This window comes from Burkholderia sp. BCC1999, from assembly GCF_905339975.1.
Classification (GTDB): Bacteria; Pseudomonadota; Gammaproteobacteria; order Burkholderiales; family Burkholderiaceae; genus Burkholderia.
The window spans coordinates 58,369-81,210 of sequence record NZ_CAJPHP010000009.1; the positions used below are offsets into that span (position 1 = coordinate 58,369).

General features: G+C 68.2%; 19 protein-coding genes. 9 read left to right on the forward strand and 10 right to left on the reverse strand.

Annotated elements, in window-relative coordinates; all coding sequences use genetic code 11:
• Positions 1-104 precede the first annotated feature (104 nt).
• Together U5809_RS14710 and U5809_RS14715 are read right to left on the reverse strand one after the other, a co-directional pair.
• Positions 105-1,175, reverse strand: a complete 1,071-nt coding sequence (locus tag U5809_RS14710) for an MBL fold metallo-hydrolase (RefSeq protein WP_322087047.1) — start codon at positions 1,173-1,175, stop codon at positions 105-107.
• Positions 1,176-1,299: 124 nt separating this feature from the next.
• Entirely contained in the window at positions 1,300-1,953 is a 654-nt protein-coding gene (locus U5809_RS14715; RefSeq protein WP_176047666.1) for a peroxiredoxin, read from the reverse strand.
• Positions 1,954-2,245: 292 nt separating this feature from the next.
• Between U5809_RS14715 and U5809_RS14720 the strand changes: the two genes are divergently transcribed.
• Positions 2,246-3,151 carry an HTH-type transcriptional regulator ArgP gene (locus tag U5809_RS14720; protein WP_282508324.1) on the forward strand — a complete coding sequence of 302 codons (906 nt, stop codon included), beginning with the start codon at positions 2,246-2,248 and terminating at the stop codon, positions 3,149-3,151.
• Between the two features lie 147 nt (positions 3,152-3,298).
• Positions 3,299-3,511 (forward strand): DUF1059 domain-containing protein, encoded by a 213-nt coding sequence (locus tag U5809_RS14725; protein WP_122948195.1) that lies wholly within the window; start codon positions 3,299-3,301, stop codon positions 3,509-3,511.
• Between the two features lie 114 nt (positions 3,512-3,625).
• Here the strand turns inward: U5809_RS14725 and ltaE are convergent, their stop codons facing one another.
• From ltaE to U5809_RS14740, 3 genes are all read right to left on the reverse strand, one after another.
• A complete protein-coding gene (gene ltaE / locus U5809_RS14730) occupies positions 3,626-4,639 on the reverse strand; it encodes a low-specificity L-threonine aldolase (RefSeq protein ID WP_322087048.1) in 1,014 nt (337 codons plus the stop codon).
• A gap of 117 nt (positions 4,640-4,756) precedes the next feature.
• Positions 4,757-5,308: a YMGG-like glycine zipper-containing protein gene (locus tag U5809_RS14735; RefSeq protein WP_322087049.1), complete on the reverse strand. Its 552-nt coding sequence runs from the start codon at positions 5,306-5,308 to the stop codon at positions 4,757-4,759.
• Between the two features lie 13 nt (positions 5,309-5,321).
• Complete coding sequence (locus tag U5809_RS14740; RefSeq protein WP_322087050.1) at positions 5,322-5,654, reverse strand: hypothetical protein; 333 nt, start codon at positions 5,652-5,654, stop codon at positions 5,322-5,324.
• A gap of 502 nt (positions 5,655-6,156) precedes the next feature.
• Here U5809_RS14740 and U5809_RS14745 point away from each other — a divergent pair.
• From U5809_RS14745 to U5809_RS14755, 3 genes are read left to right on the forward strand one after another with little or no spacing between them, the layout of a single operon-like run.
• Positions 6,157-7,578, forward strand: coding sequence for a cytochrome ubiquinol oxidase subunit I (locus U5809_RS14745; RefSeq protein ID WP_322087051.1), 1,422 nt, complete (start codon positions 6,157-6,159; stop codon positions 7,576-7,578).
• 29 nt (positions 7,579-7,607) lie between these two features.
• Positions 7,608-8,615, forward strand: coding sequence for a cytochrome d ubiquinol oxidase subunit II (gene cydB, locus U5809_RS14750; protein WP_282508320.1), 1,008 nt, complete (start codon positions 7,608-7,610; stop codon positions 8,613-8,615).
• Positions 8,587-8,766 carry a hypothetical protein gene (locus tag U5809_RS14755; protein ID WP_322087052.1) on the forward strand — a complete coding sequence of 60 codons (180 nt, stop codon included), beginning with the start codon at positions 8,587-8,589 and terminating at the stop codon, positions 8,764-8,766. Before cydB ends, U5809_RS14755 begins: the two co-directional genes overlap by 29 nt.
• A gap of 73 nt (positions 8,767-8,839) precedes the next feature.
• On the opposite strand, the gene U5809_RS14760 is transcribed toward U5809_RS14755, so the two are convergent.
• Entirely contained in the window at positions 8,840-9,424 is a 585-nt protein-coding gene (locus U5809_RS14760) for a hypothetical protein (protein ID WP_322087210.1), read from the reverse strand.
• A gap of 224 nt (positions 9,425-9,648) precedes the next feature.
• On the opposite strand from U5809_RS14760, the gene U5809_RS14765 reads away from it, so the two are divergent.
• On the forward strand, positions 9,649-10,554 hold the full coding sequence (locus U5809_RS14765; RefSeq protein ID WP_322087053.1) for a LysR substrate-binding domain-containing protein: 906 nt from the start codon (positions 9,649-9,651) through the stop codon (positions 10,552-10,554).
• A 33-nt stretch (positions 10,555-10,587) separates the two neighbouring features.
• Here the strand turns inward: U5809_RS14765 and U5809_RS14770 are convergent, their stop codons facing one another.
• Positions 10,588-10,782, reverse strand: a complete 195-nt coding sequence (locus U5809_RS14770; RefSeq protein WP_322087054.1) for a YqaE/Pmp3 family membrane protein — start codon at positions 10,780-10,782, stop codon at positions 10,588-10,590.
• 242 nt (positions 10,783-11,024) lie between these two features.
• Positions 11,025-12,704 carry an alkaline phosphatase family protein gene (locus U5809_RS14775; protein ID WP_415877947.1) on the reverse strand — a complete coding sequence of 560 codons (1,680 nt, stop codon included), beginning with the start codon at positions 12,702-12,704 and terminating at the stop codon, positions 11,025-11,027.
• A gap of 315 nt (positions 12,705-13,019) precedes the next feature.
• On the opposite strand from U5809_RS14775, the gene U5809_RS14780 reads away from it, so the two are divergent.
• On the forward strand, positions 13,020-13,241 hold the full coding sequence (locus tag U5809_RS14780) for a hypothetical protein (RefSeq protein ID WP_322087056.1): 222 nt from the start codon (positions 13,020-13,022) through the stop codon (positions 13,239-13,241).
• A 54-nt stretch (positions 13,242-13,295) separates the two neighbouring features.
• On the opposite strand, the gene U5809_RS14785 is transcribed toward U5809_RS14780, so the two are convergent.
• Together U5809_RS14785 and U5809_RS14790 are read right to left on the reverse strand one after the other, a co-directional pair.
• The gene (locus U5809_RS14785) at positions 13,296-17,084 is read right to left on the reverse strand and encodes a DUF748 domain-containing protein (RefSeq protein WP_322087057.1); all 3,789 of its coding nucleotides are present in this window, start codon (positions 17,082-17,084) and stop codon (positions 13,296-13,298) included.
• A 148-nt stretch (positions 17,085-17,232) separates the two neighbouring features.
• Complete coding sequence (locus tag U5809_RS14790) at positions 17,233-18,669, reverse strand: DUF1254 domain-containing protein (RefSeq protein ID WP_322087058.1); 1,437 nt, start codon at positions 18,667-18,669, stop codon at positions 17,233-17,235.
• A 527-nt stretch (positions 18,670-19,196) separates the two neighbouring features.
• Between U5809_RS14790 and U5809_RS14795 the strand changes: the two genes are divergently transcribed.
• Positions 19,197-19,520, forward strand: a complete 324-nt coding sequence (locus tag U5809_RS14795; protein WP_282508311.1) for a type II toxin-antitoxin system HicB family antitoxin — start codon at positions 19,197-19,199, stop codon at positions 19,518-19,520.
• A 176-nt stretch (positions 19,521-19,696) separates the two neighbouring features.
• Positions 19,697-22,777, forward strand: a complete 3,081-nt coding sequence (locus U5809_RS14800) for a heavy metal translocating P-type ATPase (protein ID WP_322087059.1) — start codon at positions 19,697-19,699, stop codon at positions 22,775-22,777.
• Positions 22,778-22,842: the final 65 nt, after the last annotated feature.

Below are 22,842 nucleotides of genomic sequence, written 5' to 3' on the forward strand. Positions count from 1 at the left end.
TTTCGGCGTCGCGTCATGCGGCGCCATGTGATCGGATACCTTGACGACGAACGGCGCCGGGCCGTTTCGACATCGGTCCGGAAATTATTTTCGGCTTCGGATCGCTACGACCGGCCGTCCCTCACGACGCGCCCTTCGGCACGCCAGCGCAGCATCCCGCCGCCGAGGTTCGCGACCGCGTCGAAGCCCGCCTTCAGCAGGATCACGGTCGCCTGCGCGGAACGCCCGCCGGCCCGGCACACGGTCACGACCGGCCGGTCGCGCGCGATCTCGCCGGTACGCGCGGCCAGTTCGCCGAGCGGGATCGGCGTCGCGCCTGGCAGGTGGCCGAGCGGACCCGTGAATTCGTCCGGCTCGCGCACGTCGACCACCTGCACGGCCGGCAGATGATCCTCGAGCCATTGCGGATCGATTTCCCAGAAGCCGGCGAACGTATAGACGAGCGGCGCCCAGTCGGGCGCCGCCTGCACGTCGGGCGCGTTCGCGGCAACGCCGCATTGCAGGTTCGCCGGCACCGCGACGTCGATCTGGCGCGGATGCGCGAGCCCGAGGTTGCGCATGTAACCGGCGAAATCGTCTTCGCTGAGATCGCCGCCGAGGCGCGGATTGAAGCGCCGCTCCTCGCCGACGCTCGTCACCGTGAGCCCGCGATAGTCGTGCGCCGGATACAACAGGCACGCGGCCGGCAGCGTGAAGAGCCGGCCGTGCACCGCGCGATACAGCGCACGCGGGTCGCCCTGCTGGAAGTCGGTGCGTCCGGTGCCGCGGATCAGCAGGCAATCGCCGGTGAAGGCCATCGATTCGTCGTCGAGCACGAGGCTGATGCAACCGCTCGTGTGGCCGGGCGTCATACGCACGGTCAGATAGCGCGCGCCGAACGCGCAGCGGTCGCCGTCGTTCAGGTAGCGGTCGGCGCCCTGCGCACCGCTCGCGGCCGAGATCGCGATCGCGCTGCCCGTGCGCTGCTTCAGCAGCCACGCGCCTGTCACGTGATCGGCATGCACGTGCGTGTCGACGGTCGCGACGAGCCGCAGCCCGAGCTCGTCGAGCAGCGCCGCGTCGCGGCGCACCTGCTCGAACACGGGGTCGATCAGCAGCGCTTCGCGCGACGCGCGGTCGGCGAGCAGGTACGTATACGTCGACGATTGCGGGTCGAAAAGTTGCCGGAAGATCATCGCGAAGGTGCTCCGTCGCAGGTTGATGCGTATTGTCCGGCCCGCGCCGCCGCTATCGCCGCGGCTGCCGCGCGGGCCGCCCCGTCGTGGTTCTGCACTGCCGGCATCCGGCCGGCACGGCGCGTCAGCCCGGCTGCTTCACGTAGCGCAGGTACGGCTTCAGCGTCCGGAAGCCCTGCGGATACTTCTGCTTCGCCGCATCGTCCGACACCGACGTCGGAATGATGACATCGTCGCCGGGCCGCCAGTTGACCGGCGTCGCCACCGTATGCTGCGCGTTGAGCTGCAACGCATCGAGCAGGCGCAGCACCTCGTCGAAATTGCGTCCCGCGCTCATCGGATAAACGAGCATCGCCTTGACCTTCTTGTCCGGCCCGATGACGAACACCGAGCGCACGGTCGCGTTGTCGACCGCCGTGCGCGGGCCGCCGCCCGCATTCGGATGAATCATGTCGTACAGCTTCGCGACCTTCAGCTCGTCGTCGCCGATCAGCGGATAGTTGACCGCGTGACCCTGCGTCTCGGCGATATCCGCCACCCACTTCCGGTGATCGCTGACCGGATCGATCGACAGCCCGATGATCTTCGTGTTGCGCTTGTCGAATTCCGGCTTGAGCCCCGCCATGTAGCCGAGTTCGGTCGTGCATACCGGTGTGAAATCCTTCGGATGGGAAAACAGGATCGCCCAGTGGTCACCGATCCATTCATGAAAGCGGATCGTTCCCTCGGTGGTCTCCGCGGTGAAATCGGGCGCGTCCTCGCCTAGTCGAATCGACATGTTCGTCTCCGTCAAATGGGAATCGTCACGACGCCCGCGCCGCGGCTTGCGCGCGACGCGCGATCGTCCACGCGCGAAGGGCAGGCATGGCACATGCCGGGTTCCGCGCGTTCATATAGCCTAGTTCAAAATGCGCGCACCACCGGCATGCGGCGTACGGCACGCGTCATGCTCTGGCCGATTCCAACGACGAATGCGGCACCGCTGCACGATGCGCCCAACCGGGCGCGTGTGCGGGGCTGTCTTACACTAGCGGCTGTTCTCGTCTTACGTTCACAGGAATGCCATCGACATGTCGATGACGATCGATCCGAAGCAGGCCGCCGCGCTGCTGGCCGTCGCCGACACCGGCAGCTTCGAGCAGGCGGCCGTGCGCCTGCACGTGACCGCATCCGCCGTCACGCAGCGGGTCCGCGCACTGGAGGCGAGCCTCGGCACGCCGCTCGTGCTGCGCACGCGGCCGTGCCGCCCGACGGTGGCCGGCCAGCGCGTGCTGCAGCACCTGCGCCGCGTCGCGCTACTGCAGGCCGACTTGCAGAGCACGCTCGCGACCGAGCGCGAATCGCCGATCTCGGTGACGATCGCGCTGAACGCCGACAGCCTCGGCACCTGGTTCCTGCCCGCGCTGACGTCCGTGCTCGCGGGCGAGCGCATCCTGTTCGAGCTGATCATCGAGGACCAGGACCACACGTTCGCGCTGCTGGAAAGCGGGATGGCGGTCGGCTGCGTGACGACCGAGCCGAAGCCGATGCGCGGCTGCATCGCGACGCCGCTCGGCACGATGCGCTACCGGCTGCTCGCGGCCGCCGCGTTCGCGGTGCGCTGGTTTCCGCGCGGGCTGAACCGCGCGAGCGCGCGCAAGGCGCCCGTCGTCGCGTATTCGCGGCGCGACACGCTGCAGTCGTCGTTCCTGAAGGAGAAGTTCGGGTTGCCGGACGGCGCCTACCCGTGCCACTACGTGCCGGGCACGCATTCGCACTTTGCGGCGGTGCGGCACGGGCTCGGCTACGCGATGGTGCCGGAGCCGCTGATCGGCACGACGCCGCTCGATGCGCAGGGGCTCGTCGATCTCGCGCCCGCGCATCCGACCGACGTCACACTGTACTGGCATGCATGGACGGTGCAGTCGCCGACGATGGCGTCGCTGTCCGAACGCGTCGTCGAGGCGGCGCGCCGGCTGCTCGCGCCGCTGCCTTGACGCGCGGATGATCGGCACCGCCGACGCGGTACGCGACGCGGCGAGAATCCCTGCCGCGCCGCCTATACTTTTTCCATCGGCCTCGCGAACGCGCCGCGCGGTCGATCAAGCCGATCCGTCCGTTCCCTTTCCCGCAAGGAGAACATCATGTCCCGCCGCTATATCGATTGCCGCGAGTTTCCCAGCGCGATGAACTGCTCGGTCGCGATTTCCGCCGACTCCGACAACGAACTGCTGGAAGCCGCTGTACAACATGCGGTGCTGGTGCACCAGCACACCGACAGCGCCGAACTGCGCACGCAACTGAAAGCGCTGTTCCGCGACGGCACGCCGCCGGCCGACGCACCCCGGCAAGCGTAACCCGCCGGCTAGCCCGATATCGACAGACGGGTTGCCACGTCGCCCCCGTCGCCTCTACGCGCCCTGCTTCGCGCCACGTCGCGCCGGCGCTCCCGCCGGCCGGCGCATTCCACCTTACGCGCGGCGCTGTGCGAAATACGCGCCGACCGCATCGATGAAAGTATCGATGTCCGCGCGCGACACGTCGCAGTGCGTGACGAAGCGCGACGCGTACAGCATCTGCGTGAGGATCCCGCGTTCCTTGAGCCACGCCTCGAGCGGCGCGCAATCGGCTTCGGGGAATTGCGCGAACACCATGTTCGTCGCATGCGACAGCACCTTCACACCGTCGATGCGCGCGAGGCCCGCCGCGAGATGCGCGGCATTCGCGTGATCGTCGGCGAGACGCTCGACGTTGTGGTCGAGCGCATACAGGCATGCGGCCGCGAGAATCCCCGACTGCCGCATCCCGCCGCCGAGCACCTTGCGCCAGCGCTGCGCGCGCTCGATCAGCGTGCGGCTGCCGACCAGCACCGAGCCGACCGGTGCGCCGAGCCCTTTCGAGAAGCAGATCGACACGGTGTCGAACGGCGCGCACAGCTCCGCGATCGGGCGCCCCGACGCGACGGCCGCGTTGCACACGCGCGCGCCGTCGAGGTGCGCGGACAGCCCGCGGCTGCGCGCGAACGCGACGGCCTCCTGCACATAGCCTTCCGGCAGGACCTGACCGCCGATCGTGTTTTCGAGCGCGAGCAGGCGCGTGCGGGCGAAGTGATTGTCGAGCGGCTTGATCGCCGCGGCGATCTTCGCGAGCGGCAGCGTGCCGTCGGGGGCGTTCTCGATCGGCTGCGGCTGGATGCTGCCGAGCACGGCCGCGCCGCCGCCTTCGTACTTGTAGGTGTGCGCGAGCTGGCCGACGATGTACTCGTCGCCGCGTTCGCAATGCGACATCAGCGCGGCCAGGTTGCTCTGCGTGCCGCTCGGGAAGAACAGGCCGGCTTCCTTGCCGGCCCGCTCGGCCGCCACCGCCTGCAGGCGCAGCACGGTCGGGTCGTCACCCCAGACGTCGTCGCCGGTCTCGGCGGCAGTCATTGCGGCCAGCATTGCCTGGCTCGGACGTGTCACGGTATCGCTGCGTAAATCGATCATCGCTATGCCCTGAGTAAACGCGGACCGGCATCCCTGCGCCCGGCCCTGCCGAAACGAGACTCAGAGTGTACGCAATTCACGCAGCGCCTGCCGGCCGAAGAGCCGCAAACGCGCGCGTCAGTATCGCGGCGGCGGCGGCTGAACGCCTGCCGGCGGCATCGGCGGCGCCGCGCGCGGCGCGCCGCCGTATCCGCCACCGCCATACCCGCCACCACTGCCGCCGCTCATTCCACCCGGCACCGGCACGCGGTTGCCCGTCGCGTACATGCATTGCAGGTACGCGTAGTCGTAGCGGCGCTGGACGTCGTAGGCCGAGCCCTGCGCGGCGCCCGCGCCGACGACGCTGCCGGCGAGCAGCCCCGCACCGGCACCGACTGCCGCGCCGGTGCCGCCGTTGAATGCGGCGCCGGCCGCCGCGCCCAGCGCGGTACCGACGGCCGCGCTGCCGACCGCGCTCGCGGTCGACGCCTGCCCGGCGCTCACGCCGCCCGATTGCTCGAACGCGTACTGACGGCAACTGCCGTCGTCGGCGCGGAACTGGTCGAACGACTTGCCGGTGCCGGGCAGCGCCATCACGCTCGGCCCGGTCGGCATGTACGCGCATGCGCCGAGCAGGCCGGCCAGCGCCAGTGCGGCCGGCACGCGCAAGAATCGAAATGCGGATGTCATCGTCGCGGCTCCATTATTGCGGCCGCGCCGGCACCGATCGCCAGCCCGACTTGCAGGTCTTCACATGCGGGTAGTAGTGCTTCGACGCGTCGCAGTAGTACCAGAGGTTCGCGTCGCCATCGCCCTGCGGCTGTCCCTTCTCGACATACTCGGGTGGCGGGCCGGGGTCGACCGGTACCGCGACGACGGGCGGCGGATAGTAGTAAGGCGCAGGGACGACAGGGTAGTAATACGGGTAGCCGAAGCCGGGGCCGACATAGACCCCGACCCGGGCGGCATGCGCCACGCCGCCCGTCGCGAGCGCCACCGCGACTGCCGCGCCCAGCGCGAGCTTCGATCCATTCACGTCACGTTCTCCGTCAGGCCGGTTCGCCGATGCGAACCCGATACCCCGAACGCTACGCCGCGCGCGATGCGGCATCCATTACGAGCGCGCGCGCGAATGTTGCGCGACGTTACCACCGCGACAGACCCCACCTGCGACACCCCGGCCGCACGGACACGCGTGTTACGCAGCTAACGCGTCGCAACGGATCGGCCGCCGGCGGCTGCGTGGCGGCCGGCCGAGCGCCCGCGCCCGCATGCGCGAAACCGTTCCGATGATGCGACGCGCCATATTGCCGCACGTGCGTCAGACCGCCACGTAGCGCCCGCGCGCGCCACGAACGGCCTTCTTGATACGAATCAACGATTTATCCCGAAATCGCACGAGGCGGGCTGGACATCTGCGACGAGTTGGCGCATTTCGCGGTGCAACATCGCGGCACATACTCCAGCCAACCCCGACGCCTGTCTGCCGGGGGCCGCCGGCACCCGCCGGCGGGTATCGTCAGCTTCGGTCATCTGGTATGGACACCGCACTTTCGGCCCTCGATCTGGCCCGCCTGCAATTCGCGTTCACCGTCTCCTTTCACATCGTCTTTCCGGCGCTGAGCATCGGCCTCGCCAGCTTCATCGCCGTGCTCGAATACCGCTGGCTGAAAACCGGCAAGCAGTACTACAAAACCCTCTGCCTGTTCTGGTCGAAGATCTTCGCGGTCGCGTTCGGGATGGGCGTCGTCTCCGGCGTCGTGATGAGCTACCAGTTCGGCACGAACTGGTCGGGCTTCTCGAGCTTCGCCGGCGCCGTCACCGGGCCGCTGCTGATGTACGAGGTCATGACCGCGTTCTTCCTCGAAGCCGGCTTCCTCGGCATCATGCTGTTCGGCTGGAACCGCGTGAGCCCGCGCGCACACTTCGGCGCGACGCTGATGGTCGCGATCGGCACGCTGATCTCGACGTTCTGGATCCTCGCATCGAACAGCTGGATGCAGACGCCGCAGGGCTTCGAGATCGTCGACGGCCGCGTCGTGCCGACCGACTGGTTCGCGATCATCTTCAACCCGTCGTTCCCGTACCGCCTGTTCCACATGGCGATCGCCGCGTTCATCGTCGCCGCGCTCGTGGTGGCAGCAACGGGCGCATGGCACCTGCTGAAGGGCCGCCGCGACAAGAGCGTGAAGAAGATGTTCTCGATGGCGCTGTGGCTGCTGCTCGTGCTCGCGCCGCTGCAGGCCGTGATCGGCGACCAGCACGGCATCAATACGCTGAAGCACCAGCCCGCGAAGATCGCCGCGATCGAAGGGCTGTGGGAAACCGAGAAGGGCGGCACGCCGCTCAACCTGTTCGGCATCCCGGACATGAAGGCGGAAACGACGCGCTACGCGGTGAAGGTGCCGCACCTCGGCAGCCTGATCCTCACGCACAGCTGGGACGGCGAAATCCGCGGGCTGAAGGACTTCCCGCCGGAAGACCGCCCGAACTCGACGGTCGTGTTCTGGAGCTTCCGGATCATGGTCGGCCTCGGCTTCGCGATGATCGGCCTCGCCACACTCGCGTGGTTCCTGCGCCGCCGCGGCCGCCTGTATGAATCGAAGTGGTTCCAGCGCTTCGCGCTCGTGATTGGCCCGACCGGTTTCGTGTCGCTGCTCGCGGGCTGGGTGACGACCGAAGCGGGTCGCCAGCCGTGGGTGGTCTATGGCGTGATGCGCACCGCGCAGGCCGTGTCGCCGCTGTCGGTGCAGCAGGTCAGCCTGTCGATGATGACGTTCGTGATCGTGTACTTCCTCGTGTTCGGCACCGGCGTGTACTACATGCTGAAGCTGATGAAGGCCGGCCCCGCGCTGCCCGACGTGAAGCACGACCCGAAACACGACATGCCCGACACGCGCCCCGATCACACCGCGCGCCGCCCGCTGTCGGCCGTCGACGAACCGCTCGAGACCGTCTGAGCCCCCCATTTCCGCATACGAGAAAACCTATGGACGTCACCGTAATCTGGGCCGCGATCATCGCACTGGGGCTCTTCATGTACGTCGTGCTCGACGGCTTCGACCTCGGCATCGGCATCATCTTCCCGTTCTTCCCGGACGAGAAGGAACGCGACCTGATGATGAATACGGTCGCACCCGTGTGGGACGGCAACGAGACGTGGCTCGTGCTCGGCGGTGCCGGGCTGTTCGCGGTGTTCCCGATCGTCTATTCGACCGTGCTGTCCGCGCTGTACCTGCCGCTGATCTTCATGCTGGTGTGCCTGATCTTCCGTGGCGTGTCGTTCGAGATCCGCGCGAAGGCGCGGCGCACCAAGCAGCTGTGGGACCTCGCGTTCATCGGCGGCTCGGCCGGCGCGACGCTGTTCCAGGGAATCGCGCTCGGCGCGTTCCTGCAGGGCATCAACGTGAAGGATGGCGTGTTCGCCGGCGACGCGTTCGACTGGCTCACGCCGTTCAGCCTGCTGACGGGCCTCGGCCTGATCGTGACCTATGCGCTGCTCGGCTGCTGCTGGCTCGTCGCGAAGACCGAAGGCGACCTGCAGCGCCGCCTGCATCGCGTCGTGTGGCCGCTGACCCTAGTGCTGCTCGGATTCATCGCGGTCGTCAGCCTGTGGACGCCGCTGCAGGATCCCGCCATCGCCCAGCGCTGGTTCGATTCGGGGCTGTTCTGGCGCCTGCTGCCGGTGCCGTTCCTGGTCGCCGCGTGCGCGGTGTGGATGCGCCGCGCGGTGCGTAACCGGCACGACATGACGCCGTTCGTGCTCGCGCTGGCGCTGGTGCTGCTCGGCTATGTCGGCCTGCTCGTCACGCTGTTCCCGTATGCGATTCCTCAGACGATGACGATCTGGGAAGCGGCCGCGCCGCGTTCGAGCCAGACCTTCACGCTGGTCGGCGCAGCGGTTATCCTCCCGATCATCATCGCCTACACGACGATGGGTTACTGGGTATTCCGAGGCAAGGTGCGCCATGAAGACCAGCATTACTACCACCACTGATTCCGCCTATCGTCCGCCCGAGGCGCCACGGCCGCGCATGCGCGGCTGGATGTGGTTCGTCGTTCTGTGGGCGGGCGGCGTGATCGGCGCCGTCACGCTCGGTTACGCGTTCAAGATCTTCATGAACCTGACGCTGTTTGCGGTGAAATAAGCGAAACGGTCGCCCCGGTCGAAAGACGATCCGGGCGGCCGTTTTCTCGTTCACGGCCGCGGCTTCGCACCGGTCACCGCTCGCACGACGTCGTACACATCGCCTTGTCCATTGCACTGAAGAAAGTCTGGTAGTAATCGGGCTCGACGACGGTCTTCATCCGCGAATCGCCGTTGCTGTCCCACACCGTACGGTCGAAGCGCGCACGCACGATCGCGTCGCGCGCCGACGTCGCGCGGACCGAGACGACGGCGGCCACGCGCTCGTGATCCGGTTTCGCGGGCAGGCCGCCGATCTTCGCCTTCAGCGCGCCGCGCAGCAGTTGCCGCCACTTCGGAATCAGCGTGTCGCTGCGGCCGCCCTCGATCAGCCCCATATCGCGGTCGACCGTCACCGGCGCATAGCCTTGCGCGCGCAGCACGGCCGCCACCGCGTCGAGCGCGCGCGCCTGCGTCGCGCCCGCATAGCGGCGATCGGTCATCATGCGCAGCGTCTGTTGCTCGTTGTCCGTCAGGTCGACTTCGGTCTGGCTGGAGCTGTAGCGCACCAGCGATCCACCGCTACCGATCTGGCGTTCGTTTTGCGGCTTCGCCGCGCACCCCGTCAGCATCGCGAGCAGCCCGGCGCAGGCGAGCGCCAGCGCGCCATGGCCGCGCATCGATGGCACCGATGACACCGGCGGCACCGCCGCCACGCGACGCATCGCGCGCCGCGCCGCTCGCCGGTCGTGAAGGCGGCGGCGAATTCCGGTTGATCGGCAATCGGGTGGCGCTATGATCGTCATCGCGGTTTTCTCCTGTCGGCGCCATCATAGGGACGCGCCGCAGCCGCCACAAACGACATTTTTTGACCCACTGTGTAGCTTTTCTTCGCGATCTCACGATGCGCCGATTGCCGCCCCTGAACGCGCTGCGCAGCTTCGAAGCTGCCGGCCGCCTGCAGAGCCTCACCCTTGCTGCCGAGGAACTGAACGTGACCCAGAGCGCGATCGCGCAGCAGATCCGCGTGCTCGAATCGTTCTTCGGGCAGAAGCTGTTCGAACGCGACGGGCGTTCGCTGCGGCTCACGCCGCGCGCGCGGCATTACCTCGTCGACGTCGCGAGCTGTCTCGGCCGGCTCGCGCAGGCGACCGGGCAGATGTTCGAGCCCGTCGGCGGCCATTCGATCCGCGTCAATGCATCCGTGTCATTCGCGCATGGATGGTTGCTGACGCAACTGGCCTTGTTCCAGGCCGCGCATCCCGACATCGACGTGCAACTCGTCACGAGCGCCGACATGGAGCGCGACCAGATCGACGAGACGTGCGACATCGTGATCCGCCGCTATACGCCGGAGCTGCGTCGCAAGGGTTTCGTGTCGCGCCCGCTGCTCGCGAATGTCGCGCTTCCCGTGTGTGCACCCGGCCATCCCGCTCTCGAACAGGTGCGCGTACCGGCGGACCTGCGCAATGCGCCGCTGCTCCACTACGCGGGGTTGCCGCAGGCGTGGCAATACTGGTTCCACCAGGCCGGCACGGACGCCACCGAGACGCTGCGCGGGCCGTTCTATCGCGAGTTTTTCCTGTTGGTCCAGGCCGCCGCGAGCGGGCTCGGCGTATGCCTCGCGCCGCGCGCGGTGGTGCGCGACGCGCTCGCGAACGGCCGGCTCGTCGCACTGTTTCCGGAAGTCCACCTGGAAGGGCCTCCGTTTCATTGCCTGTATCGCAACGACGACGATCCGGCGCTGCGCACGTTCATCGACTGGCTGTTCGCGCGGGCCGAGGAACTGGACGGGCCGCCGCCGCAGTAACCGGCGGTGGACGGATCGGCGGCGATGTCTACGTCACCGCCGATCGCGCAACGCCGCGTCGATCTTGCGGTCGGTCTTGTACTGGCTCAGCGCATACACCGACCAGATCGCGGCCGGCAGCCAGCCGATGATCGTGAGTTGCAGGACCAGGCAGATGATCCCGGCAATCGGGCGGCCGATCGTGAAAAACTGGAACCACGGCAGCAGCAGGGCAAGCAGAAGGCGCATGAACGATCCTCTCGGTACGTCGTTGAACGGGTGATGCGCAGCCAATATGACGGGTTGCTCACCTCATTTCAAGCCCGTGCCCGACGCGGCCGCCGGCGCTACGCCGAATCGGCCAGCCACTGCGCGACGCGCGCAATGCCCGTCGACGCCACCGCGTGCGCAATCCGTTCCGCGACCCGCATCGGGTCATCGGTCGCGCCCCGCGCCGGACGCCGCCCGACGGCGGCATCCGGCATGCGGCGTCAGCGCCCGATACCGAGCCCCGGCAGCACGCGCGTGTTCTCGGCCACGACCGCATGCAGCAGGTGCGGGTCGGCGCCGAGCAGCTCGAGGATCGTCGGCGCGACCTGCTTCGTGCCCACGAGATCGTTCACGGTGCGCGCGTGATGGACACCCGGATACGACACGAGCAGGCCGAGGTGGCTGTCGTCCGGTGCGTTGCCGCCGTGTTCCTCGTCCTTCTTCGTGCTCGACGTGTAGATCACGCCCGGATTCGGCTGGACGATGATGTCCGGCGTACGGCCGTTGGCCGGATCGCCGAAGCGGTCGGCCAGCGCCGCGCCGTACAGGACGTACGCCTGCGCACCGTCCGCGCAGATCCCCGGCGCGTTGCAGCCGAGGTTCGCCTTCAGCGTCTCGACCACGGCCGTGCGCTGGCTGCGGTCGCGCAGCCAGATCAGGCCGACGTCGTCGGTCTGCACGAAGCCCGTGCCGACCAGGCCCGAACCGTCGTTCAGGTTGCCCGTCGTCGTGTTGTTCTGGCCGAAGTTGCCGTTCGGGTCGAGGTAGTTGTTCGTTTCGAGCAGCTTCGTCAGCGTATCGCCGTTCTTCACGAGCTTCGTGTGATCGGTCGGCGACTGGCCGTGCTTCGACGTGACGATCACGGCCGTCGACGAATACAGGTTCGCCTGCTTCAGCGCCGCGACGATATGGCCGATCGAGTTGTCGATGTACGTGATCGCGTTCGCGACCTGCCCGTTCGGCGTGAAGTCGGCATCGAGATAACCCCCGCCCTTCGCGACCGGCGACTTCTGCGCGACGCTCAGCGTCTGGAAGTCGCCGCCGAACAGCGTCGGCACCGGCGCGCTCTTCGTGCCCGTCGAGTCGCGGCCTTCGATCTGGTTGATCAGCGCCTGCACGTGCAGGTTGTCGAAGCGCGCGGTGTGCGAATAGACGTCCGTGTAGTCGGTATTCGTCGCCGGGTCGATCGAGTTGATCTCGGTGCGCATCATGTCGTCGACGCCGTTGCCCGACGGGCCGTTCAGCCAGTCGTAGCCCCACGCGTGCTTGTCGGCCCACGCGGTGTGCGCGTTCGGCACGCCGGCCTTCACGGCTTCGAACACCGTGTTGGTCTTCACGTAGTTGTGCGGATAAACGGACACGCACTGGCCGTTCACGCGCGCGTGCGGAATCGCCTGCGGGTTGAACGCGCCGCCGCCGTCGAGGTGCACGAGCTTGCCGCCGTTGATCGCGTCGATGCCGGTCGTTTCGTCGAACACGACGTTCCAGCCTTGCTTGCCCGAGCAGGTCGTATCGCTCGGCGCATACAGGTTGCGGTCATACGACACGTCGTAGAACAGGCCGGCCGTCTTCGGCGAGCCGCCCGTCACGAGCGCCGCGAGCCCCGGGAACGAATCCGACAGGCCCGGCGTGTACGCATTCGTGTACGTCACGCCGCTCTTCGCGAGCACCGCGATGTTCGGGCACGTGTTCGCGCCGATGCAGCGCGCGAGATCCTGCTCGTGCAGACCGTCGACGCTCAGCAGCAGCACGTGCTTCACGACGCGGCTCGCGTGGCCGTGGTCCTCGCCCTGACTGTTGCCGTCCTGCTGCGCCGCGTGCGCGCCTGCGCCTGCGCCTGCGAGCGCCAGCGCGCCCGCCACCATCGCCACCAACTTCCGCTGCTTACCAAGGAAAGACATGATCACCCCACCTCATCGATTGATGTTGAACTGCGTGACTTGCCATCAGGCGCGCAAAATATCGCCGGATCGTGGGGCGCTTGGATGAAGCGGGGCTTTCTGTTTTCTGTCAAACGTAACCAATCGCAAGCGACACGACGCGGTCGCACAGCAACGTGACCTGGCGCACATTGCGACGTGCGCGCTCACCGGCGGGCACCGCGCCGGTGCATCGGTCAAACCTTCCACCGAGTCACCCGCCGCGCGATTTTTTTTCGGCTTGGCCCGCGACTATTGGCGTGTGATAAAGGGTTTTCCCTGACCCGGAGCACGAGTATGTCGACCCTGGAAGCTCTCCGGTTCGTGCTGGACGATGCACGCACCCCCGAAATCATTCGCCACCACGTCGTCGACGCGCTGCAGTACGCGTTGCGCAACTACGGACAGGTGTTCACCGCGAAGGAAATCGAATGGCTGACGCAGTGGGACGATGCGCGTCTGCCGCTGGCCGCGAGGAAGGAACTGGACAAGCGCGAACCGGCGGTCGCCGCGCGCTGAAAAAAAGCCGCCGCGCCCGCTATGTGCGGACGCGGCGGCGGATGACGGTAAGGCTTACTGCAGCCCGAAGTCGACGCGGGTCGTCGCGCCCTTGTCCGAGATGCCCTTCGCGTCGAGCTTCGGCGCGACGACGAACACGCGGCTCGAATCGATCTTCCCGTCGAGGTACTGGCGCACGGCCTGCGCGCGCTGCTGCGCGAGCGCGCGCAGCGCATTGTCGTCGGCCGGCGCGTGATCGGCGAGCGCCTGCTTCATGTCCGCGTCGGGCAGCGTCTTCTGCAGGCCGACCAGGTTGCGCGGCTTCTTGAAGTCGGCGGCCTTGTACGCGCGCGTCAGGTACTTCGAGTATTCGGCCTTGTCGACCTTCACCGACATCGGATCGATGCTCTCGCCCTGGCCGACCACGTCCTTCAGCTTCTGCTGGCGCACCAGACGCTCGACGTACGCGTCGCGCAGCCCCGGCGTGTCCTGCGCCGGATCGACGCGGCCGATCAGGTCGAGACGGATCGACGACTTCTCGGTCAGCATCTTCACGACGGTGTCGAGCTTCTTCTGCTGCGCGTCGGTCAGCTCGTACGAGCCCGGCGCGAACTCGACGTAGCCGAGATCCTCGCCGCCGCCGCCGAACGCGTTCGCGAGCAGCGAGAACGGCGACGTGACGGCCTTCGCGATCAGGTTCAGCACCGCGCGCCAGATCAGCCCGCCCACGCTGAATTCCGGATTCGACAGCGAACCCGACACCGGCAGGTTCACGTCGATCTGGCCGCGCGTGTTCTTCAGCAGCGAGATCGCGAGCTTCACCGGCAGCTTCGTCGCGGTGTCGTTGTCGACGTGATCGCCGAACGTGAGCTGGTCGATGAAGATGTGGTTGTTCGCCTTCAGCTGGTCGTTCTCGAGCGCGTAATGCAGGTCGACGTTGAGCTTGCCCTTCGTGATCGGGTAGCCGGCGTACTTCGCCGAGTACGGCGTCAGGTTGGTCAGCTCGATGTCGTGCGCGGTGGCCGTCAGGTCGAGCGCCGGCTTCTCGATCAGCGGGTTCACCGAACCCTTGATCGAGATCGGCCCGTTGCCCGCGAGGTTCGCGGCGACGTCGACCGGCGCGGCCGTCGTCGAATCGGTGCCGAACGCGCCGACCGTGCCCTTGATCGCGACGAGGTTCGCCGTGTAGTTCGGCTTGATGAAGTTGTCCGTGTACGTGACGCGGCCATCCTGCAGCACGAGCTGGCCGAAGTGCATCCGCACCGGGTTCTGCGGCGGCGGCGCGGCCTTCACGACCACCGTCGCCGACGCGGCGGCCGGCGCGGACGCCTGCTGCGCGGCCTGGGCGGCGGCCGGCGGCGTCATGCCGGGCGACAGCGGCACCGGCTCGCCCTTGCTCGCATCACGTGTAAGCGACTGCGCGGGGCCGGACTCCTTCGCGACCACGTCCTTCAGGTTCAGCCGCCCCTGCGCATCGAGCAGCACACGGCCGTAGAAGTTCGAGAACGTCACGCGCGCGGCGTCGACGTCGGTGCCCTTCTCGTCGTAGTTCACCTTCAGGTTCGACAGCGCGAGCGAGCGCCAGCCCGCGAACGGGTCGGACGTCGCCTTGTCGAGCATCCGCACGTCGACCAGCGCGACGTCGCCGCGATAGGTCGCGCGCGGCGTGTCCTTCACCTGCGCGAACGTCAGGTTGCCCTGCGCATTGAGCAGCGCGCTCGCGATCGTCGCGTTCAGCGCGCTGCCGAAGTACGGCTCGAACGCGGCGGCGTCGAGGCGGTTGCCGTTGATCTTCAGGCCGAGCTTCAGCGGCTGCGCGGTCACGTCGCCCGTCACGTTCAGCGAGCCCTTGCGGTTCAGCGTCGCCTTCAACTGCACGGGCAGCGGCTTCGTCATGTCGTCGCTCAGCTTCTGCACCGACAGCTCCAGTGGCTTGATTGCCAGCTTCACCGGACGCGGCGTCGACAGGTCGGTGAAGTTCGCGGACGAATCCTTCACGTTCAGTGCGTCGATCCGGTAATGCCACGACGGCGCGGCGGCCACGGCCTTGCGCGCGACCGTGCGCTTCGGCACCGACGCCTGCGCGGGTTCGGCCAGCGACGCAAGGTCGATCTTGCCGTCCTTCAGGCGCTTCACGTCGAGCGCGAGCCCGCTCGCGTCGACGCTCGCGATCTCCGCGGTACGCGTGGCGACGTCCACCTTCGCGATCTTCGCGCTCGCGTCGGGCAGCACGATCGCGGGCGCCTTGCTGTCGGGCGTCGCGAGCTTCAGCGACTTCAGGCTGATGGTGCTGTCGGCGACTTCCGCGGCGAGCGGCGTCTTGCCCCAGTCGGTCTTCGCGTTGACGGTCGCGCCGAGCGTGCCGTCGAGCACGCGTGCGCGCGTCGCCTCGCCGAGGTACGGCTGCAGCGCCGGCAGCGCGAGCGCGGCAATCGTCAGCTTCGTGTCGGCCTGCTTGTCGGCGAGATTGAACGCGCCTTCGGCCGTCACGTCGCCGCCGCGCGACAGCGACGTCGACAGCGTGTATTTCGCGGGTGTCTTGCCCTGCATCGAGAAGCCGTCGAGCGTCGCGGCGAGCTTCGTCAGCGACATCGCGGTCGGCGTCGCCGGCACGCGGTCGTCGACGTTGACCGTGCCGCCGTCGATCGCGAAATGACGGATCGTCAGGTCGAGCGGCGGCGCTTCCTTCGCGGCGGCGGTATCGGCCTGCGCGCCGCTGGCTGCGGCGACGGCCGCACCGGAAGCGGCTGCGGCCGACGCGGCCGGCTTGCCGGCTTCGGCCTTCGGGGCAGCGGCCGGCTGCGCGACGAGCTTCTCGACGTTCAGCACGCCCTGCTTGTCGCGCGCCAGGTCGACCACCGGCTGGTCGATCCTGATCTCGTCGAAGTGCATCGCGTTGCGCAGCGGCTCGAGGCTGGCCGCCGCGACGTGCACGCCGCGCGCGGCGAACAGCGGCGCGGACGCATGGTCCGTCACCTTCGCATCGTTCAGGTCGACGGTGCCCGACACGCGCAGCGCAGGCGTCTCGCCGCTCATCACGAAATTGACGGCGAGGTTGCTGCTCAGCAGGCCGCTCGTCACGGCCACCGGCAGCTTCGCCGGCACGTACGAGATCAGCTTCGGCACGTCGAGGCGATCGAACTTCAGCGCGATCTCCGATTCGCGCGACTGCGCGAACGGCTTGGTCTTGCCGTCGATCGAGATCGGGCTGCCGTCGAAGCGCGCGCGCAGCTTCGGCTCGACGAAGATGTCGGTCTTCGAGGCCAGCGTCGCGATATACGGAATGCCGAGCGTCCAGTTGTCGACGACGTGCTTCTCATTCAGCAGGCGATCGTCGAAGTCGATCCGGCCGTCGTTGATCTGGATGTTCGACACCGAGAACTGCGTCGGCTTGCTTGCGGGCTTCGGCGACGGCGCGGAAAACTTCTCGATCAGGTCGGTGAAGTTGAAGCGCTGCGCGTCGTAGCGGACGATGTGAAAGCGCGGCGAATCGAGCCGGATTTCGTTGACGATCGGCGCGCCGCGGAACAGCGACGACCACGACGGCCTGACAACGAGCTTGCCGATGTCGACGAAGTCGCCCTGGCCGCCACGCTCGCCGACGTGGATGCCGTCGGCTTCGAGGTTCAGCGTGTACGGGTTCAGCGCGATGCGCTGGATCGTGGCCGGCCGGTCGAGCTGCTGGCTCAATTGCTGTTCGGCGACGTGGCGGATCAGCGGCGGAGCCGCGAAGAACCCGAGCAGTCCGAACAATACGAGGAAGATCAGCACGCCGATGCCGATACGCCGGGTCCGGCGCGAGCGTGCAACGCCACCGAGGGCATGGAGGGTCGAGGATACGGTTTCTTTGTCTGCGCTTGCCATGCTTGAATGCCTCGGGAATGGATGCCGGGCCGCGCCGGAGAACCAGGCGGCCGCGCACGCTATCCCGAAAGTATAGGCTCAGGAGGTGACGGTACGAGAGTCGGGCGCCGTCGCGCCCGCCGGTCGGACAGCGGCGCCGGTCATCCGTTCATTTCCGGACGACGACGGGCGGCATCCACGACCCGTCGCTCGCCTGCGGCTTCGGTGCGTACAGGCGCAACGCGAGCGCGAAATCGGTGCGCGGCGCAGGCAGCCAGTTGCCCGCATGCGCGCCGCCCGGCGACGCCGACACGACGATGTCGATCGAGCCATCGTGATTGCGGCGCAGCCGGTCGCGATCGCCGAGCGAGCGGCGCGCCGACCCGACGTCGGGCAGCGCGCCGTTCGTCGTGTAGGGCGTGAGCGTCCAGAACGCGCGGGCCGGCGGCAGTGCGCCCGGCGCAAAATGCAGCACGTAGCGGTTCGCGCCGTTCAGCGGATGGCCATCGCTGTCGACGCGGACGACCGCGAGTGTCTCGTCGTCGCGCGTCGCGGTGCCGAACTGCGTGTAGGCCGCGTAGGCGCGCAGCGTGTAGTCCTGGCCGTACTTGCCGGCCGTGTCGCCGATCCAGCTCCAGCCGTTCGCGTTCAGCAGGTTCGACGGCGGCGTCGCAAGCCGCGCGCGCGCCTCGGCGACGCCGGCCGTCGCGGCCGTCAGGCGGTCGCCCGTCCACAGCACCGGGTAGCCGGCCGTCACGCCGATGTCGCCGAGCAGTTCCAGCGCATGCGCGTCGTCGACCGGCGCCGGGTTGTCCTGCAGCGCCTGCGCGAAGCGCGTGAAGAACGCCTTCGGGTCGAGTGCGGCCACCTGCTCGGCCGGCGTGCCGCCGCCCACCGCTTCGGACGGTGCGCTGCCCGCATGGACCGCGACCGACGCGCCGCGCGCGGCGCCTGTGTAAACAGACAGCGGCACCACGCGGATCGCGCGCTGCAGCTTCTTCACGTTCGTCAGGTCGCGCCCGCCGCTCGTCTGCAGCCGTACTTCGAGCCACGCGTTGCCGGACGGCACGTCGACACGCAGCGCGCCCTTCGGCAGCGCGCCCTGCCAGTCCTTCGCGACGAAGGCAATCGTTTGCGATCGCGCGCCGCCGCGGGCGCCGCGTGCAGCCACGCTCGACGACGACCACAGCACGTTGGTCCACATGTCGAGCGCGCGCGCATCCCAGTAGCGGCCTCGCGTGTCGGGCAGCGTGACGATCACGGGTTCGGCGGCGATGTCGAGCCAGCCGGTCGAGTCGAGGGTATCGACGCCCGGCAGCGGCGGATTGACCGCACCGACAGGCGGCAGCGCCTGCGCATGGCGCAGCGTGTTGAGCGGCGCCTGCCCCGGTTGCGCGCCGTCGCCGCCCGTCGCCGCTTCCTTCGCGACGTCCATCAGCACGAGCGGATACGCATAGACATAGGAGTCGGCGACTTCCGCTCGCATCCAGCCGGTTTTCCGCTGGATCGCGTCCGGTTGCGACGCGCACCCCGTGAGCAACGCCGCCATGGCCAGCGACGCGCACGCGCGCCGCAGAGAAACTGATTCCTGCAGGTTTTCAATCATCGATTACTGGCCGAATATCGTTCTTTTGAGTCAACGCCTTGTTCGTCTCGCGAACGGCGAATGCAAGGCACCCCAGCCTGCCCGGATGCCGTTTCGCTACTTGTCGCAACGGTGGGCGCTGATGTCAGGCCGGTATCATAGCGCCTAAGGGCATCCCCCAATATGCCGAATAACGGGTCGAGCGCTAGTTCGGTCGCCGTCGGAAAGGGCCGTGGCGGCGGGTTCGTGGCCAACGTCTGCAAATGGTGTCACTATTGACACCATTCATGACGGCAAGCGAATGGAAGATCCCCGATTGAATGGGGTGCGAGCCCGCGAACGTGCGGTTCAACGATCTGTTCAAGGTCTTCGAGACGCATTTCGGAGCGGCCCGCCAATCGGGTTCCGGCCACGCCATTTTCAAGACACCGTGAGACACCGTGGCGACGCGATCCTCGAGTGAATATCCAGAATGATCGCGGGAAAGCGAACGCGTATCAGGTGCGGCAAGTGCTCGACGCGATCGATCGACTGAAGGAACGGAAATCATGACCCAAGACCACTTTACGTACCGCGTAACGTGGTCCCCGGAGGACGGGGAACACGTCGGCCTCTGTGCGGAGTTCCCGTCTCTTTCGTGGCTCGACGCCACGCCGGAAGGCGCACTCGCGGGCATTCGCCGGCGCGTCGCCGATGTCGTGCGCGACATGACCGCAAACGGCGAGCAGGTGCCCGAACCGATCGCCGACCGCACCTACAGCGGTGAATTCAAGGTTCGCATCCCGCCGCAGGCGCACCGTGCGCTGGTCATCCAGGCCGCCGAGCAAGGCGTCAGCCTGAATCGCCTCGCGAGCGCCAAGCTCTGCGCCTGACCACGTAACGACCGCCCGGCTCACCGCCTGGAAGCCGGACGTTTGTTTCTGTCGCGTTGTGACACCCTGTGTACATCGACATGCGTCGCGTTGTCGCCGACGCTTGACCTTACCATCATGGGAATGTTGATACTGGAACCATTCGCGGCACGAACCGCGCTTTTGGGGAATCCGACATGACTGAACCACTTGCCTCCGCAGCGCTGCAAACGATCGAACTGAGCGTCGACGGCATGCATTGCGGCGGCTGCACGGGCCGCGTGCAGCGCGCGCTGGCCGCCGTGCCGGGCGTCGTCGATGCGGCAGTCGACCTCGACGCGCAGGCAGCGACGGTCACCGCGCAGGACACGGTCGAGCCCGGCCGGCTCGTCGACGCCATCCGTGAGGCCGGCTACCGCGCCGCCGTGCGCGACGCGGCCGTGGAAGCCGTCGCGACCGCGCCTGCGGCAGACGCGCAGCGCGGCGAAACCTCGTCGGCAGCAACGATCTCGCTTCCGCCCGCCGCCACCACGATCGAGCTCGATATTGATGGAATGACCTGCGCGTCATGTGTGTCGCGCGTCGAAAAGGCGCTGGCGAAGGTGCCGGGCGTCGCGCGCGCATCGGTCAACCTGGCGACCGAACGCGCCACCGTCGACGCGACGGCGGGCGTGTCCGCATCGCAACTGGCGGATGCCGTGAAGCAGGCCGGCTATGGTGCGACGCCAACGGCACCCGATCTCGCGATCCCGGCCACCGTACCTGCCACACCCGCCACACCCGCCACACCCGCCAGCATCGAGCTCGACATCGGCGGGATGACCTGCGCATCGTGCGTGTCGCGCGTCGAGAAGGCGCTGGCAAACGTGCCGGGCGTCACCCGAGCGTCGGTCAACCTCGCGACCGAACGCGCCACCGTCGACGCGTCGGCCGACGTATCCGCCGCACGGCTCGCCGAAGCGGTGAAACAGGCCGGTTACGGTGCGACGCCGGTCGCCGTCTCCACGGCGCCTGCAGCCGCCTCCACCGACCTCGACCTCGAACTCGACATCGGCGGCATGACCTGCGCGTCCTGCGCCGGCCGCGTCGAAAAAGCGCTGGCCGCCGTGCCGGGCGTCGCGCAAGCTTCCGTCAATCTCGCGACCGAGCGCGCGTCGGTGCATGGCGCCGGCGCGCTCGACGCCGCCAGGCTGATCGCGGCGGTCACCACGGCCGGCTACCGCGCATCGCTCGCTGCCACGCCTTCAGCCGGCGCAACGACCGGCGCCGACGCGCAACCGGCCAGCCCCGCGCAGGACCCCGACGCCCGCAAGCGCCGCGAAGCGGTGCGCGAACGCAACCTCGTGATCTGGTCCGCCGTGCTGAGCGCACCGCTCGTCGCGCCGATGCTCGTCGCGCCGTTCGGCATCGACCTGATGCTGCCCGGCTGGCTCCAGCTCGTGCTCGCGTCGATCGTGCAGTTCGGCTTCGGCGCGCGCTTCTACCGCGCAGCCTGGCACGCGGTGAAAGCGCGCACCGGCAACATGGACCTGCTCGTCGCACTCGGCACGTCGGCCGCGTACGGCTTGAGCCTGTGGATGCTGCTGCGCGATCCCGCGCATCCCGGCCACCTGTATTTCGAGGCGTCGGCCGTCATCGTCACGCTCGTGCGCTTCGGCAAATGGCTCGAGTCGCGCGCGAAGCGCCAGACCACCGAGGCGATCCGTGCGCTGAACGCGTTGCGCCCCGACCGGGCGCGCGTCATCGAGCACGGCGTCGAACGCGACGTACCGCTGGCGCAGGTACGCGTCGGCACCCAGGTCAGCATCCGCCCGGGCGAACGCGTCCCCGTCGACGGCCGGATCGTGTCGGGCCGCTCGCACATCGACGAATCGTTGATCACCGGTGAGAGCCTGCCCGTGCCGAAGGACGACGGCGACGCCGTCACGGCCGGCTCGATCAACGGCGAAGGCGCGCTCGTCGTCGCAACCACCGCGATCGGCGCGGAAACGACGCTCGCACGCATCATCCGCCTCGTCGAATCCGCGCAGGCCGAGAAGGCGCCGATCCAGCGGCTCGTCGATCGGGTCAGCGAAGTGTTCGTGCCGGCAATCCTCGGCATCGCGGTGCTGACGCTGGCCGGCTGGCTGATCGCCGGCGCCGGGATGGAAACCGCGATCCTCAATGCGGTCGCGGTGCTCGTGATCGCCTGCCCGTGCGCACTCGGCCTCGCGACGCCCGCCGCGATCATGGCCGGCACGGGCGTCGCGGCGCGGCACGGCGTGCTGATCAAGGACGCGCAGGCGCTCGAACTCGCGCAGCGCACGACCGTGATCGCATTCGACAAGACCGGCACGCTGACCGAAGGCAAGCCGTCCGTGACGGCGTTCGAGGCCGTGGGCGTGCCGCGCGGCGAAGCGCTCGCGCTTGCGGCGGCCGTGCAGCGTCAGAGCGACCACCCGCTCGCGCGTGCCGTGGTCGCCGCGCACGATGCGGACGTTGCCGCACGCGACGTAACGGCACCGCCGGCCGTGGCAGTCGATGCACGCGCGGTGGCCGGACGCGGCGTGGAAGCGCGCGTCGGCGGGCAGTTGCTCGCGCTCGGCAGCACGCGCTGGCGCGACGAGCTCGGCATCGCGGTGCCGCCGGAGCTCAACGCCCGCGCGGCCGAGCTCGAACGCGCCGGCAACACGATCTCGTGGCTGATGCGTGCCGATGCGCCGCGCGCATTGCTCGCGCTGATCGCATTCGGCGACACCGTGAAGCCGGGCGCCCGCGACGCGATCGCGGCGCTGTCGGCACGCGGCGTCGTCAGCGCGCTCGTGACCGGCGACAACCGCGGCAGCGCGGCGGCCGTCGCCGCGGCGCTCGGCATCGGCGATGTGCATGCGCAAGTGTTGCCCGACGACAAGGCACGCGTCGTCGCCGAGCTGAAGCGCACGCACGGCGGGGTCGTCGCGATGGTCGGCGACGGGATCAACGATGCGCCCGCGCTCGCCGCGGCCGATGTCGGGATCGCGATGGCAACCGGCACGGACGTCGCGATGCACACGGCCGGCATCACGCTGATGCGCGGCGACCCGGCGCTCGTCGCCGACGCGATCGACATCTCGAAACGCACATACCGGAAGATCCAGCAGAACCTGTTCTGGGCGTTCGTCTACAACCTGGTCGGCGTGCCGCTCGCGGCGCTCGGCCTGCTGAACCCGGTGATCGCGGGCGCGGCGATGGCGTTTTCCAGCGTCAGCGTCGTGACCAACGCGTTGCTGTTGCGGAGATGGAAAGGCCGCGCACGCTGATGCGTGCCGGTGGCGATGGCCGGACGGCAGAATGGCCGTTCGGCTATCGGCCGACAGGAAGGATC

Bases quoted from the DNA above. Each gene is read 5' to 3' on its own strand.
- U5809_RS14710 (WP_322087047.1), bottom strand. From the start codon at position 1,175: ATGATCTTCCGGCAACTTTTCGACCCGCAATCGTCGACGTATACGTAC.
- U5809_RS14715 (WP_176047666.1), bottom strand. From the start codon at position 1,953: ATGTCGATTCGACTAGGCGAGGACGCGCCCGATTTCACCGCGGAGACC.
- U5809_RS14720 (WP_282508324.1), top strand. From the start codon at position 2,246: ATGTCGATGACGATCGATCCGAAGCAGGCCGCCGCGCTGCTGGCCGTC.
- U5809_RS14725 (WP_122948195.1), top strand. From the start codon at position 3,299: ATGTCCCGCCGCTATATCGATTGCCGCGAGTTTCCCAGCGCGATGAAC.
- ltaE (WP_322087048.1), bottom strand. From the start codon at position 4,639: ATGATCGATTTACGCAGCGATACCGTGACACGTCCGAGCCAGGCAATG.
- U5809_RS14735 (WP_322087049.1), bottom strand. From the start codon at position 5,308: ATGACATCCGCATTTCGATTCTTGCGCGTGCCGGCCGCACTGGCGCTG.
- U5809_RS14745 (WP_322087051.1), top strand. From the start codon at position 6,157: ATGGACACCGCACTTTCGGCCCTCGATCTGGCCCGCCTGCAATTCGCG.
- cydB (WP_282508320.1), top strand. From the start codon at position 7,608: ATGGACGTCACCGTAATCTGGGCCGCGATCATCGCACTGGGGCTCTTC.
- U5809_RS14755 (WP_322087052.1), top strand. From the start codon at position 8,587: ATGAAGACCAGCATTACTACCACCACTGATTCCGCCTATCGTCCGCCC.
- U5809_RS14760 (WP_322087210.1), bottom strand. From the start codon at position 9,424: ATGCGCGGCCATGGCGCGCTGGCGCTCGCCTGCGCCGGGCTGCTCGCG.
- U5809_RS14765 (WP_322087053.1), top strand. From the start codon at position 9,649: ATGCGCCGATTGCCGCCCCTGAACGCGCTGCGCAGCTTCGAAGCTGCC.
- U5809_RS14770 (WP_322087054.1), bottom strand. From the start codon at position 10,782: ATGCGCCTTCTGCTTGCCCTGCTGCTGCCGTGGTTCCAGTTTTTCACG.
- U5809_RS14775 (WP_415877947.1), bottom strand. From the start codon at position 12,704: ATGTCTTTCCTTGGTAAGCAGCGGAAGTTGGTGGCGATGGTGGCGGGC.
- U5809_RS14780 (WP_322087056.1), top strand. From the start codon at position 13,020: ATGTCGACCCTGGAAGCTCTCCGGTTCGTGCTGGACGATGCACGCACC.
- U5809_RS14785 (WP_322087057.1), bottom strand. From the start codon at position 17,084: ATGGCAAGCGCAGACAAAGAAACCGTATCCTCGACCCTCCATGCCCTC.
- U5809_RS14790 (WP_322087058.1), bottom strand. From the start codon at position 18,669: ATGATTGAAAACCTGCAGGAATCAGTTTCTCTGCGGCGCGCGTGCGCG.
- U5809_RS14795 (WP_282508311.1), top strand. From the start codon at position 19,197: ATGACCCAAGACCACTTTACGTACCGCGTAACGTGGTCCCCGGAGGAC.
- U5809_RS14800 (WP_322087059.1), top strand. From the start codon at position 19,697: ATGACTGAACCACTTGCCTCCGCAGCGCTGCAAACGATCGAACTGAGC.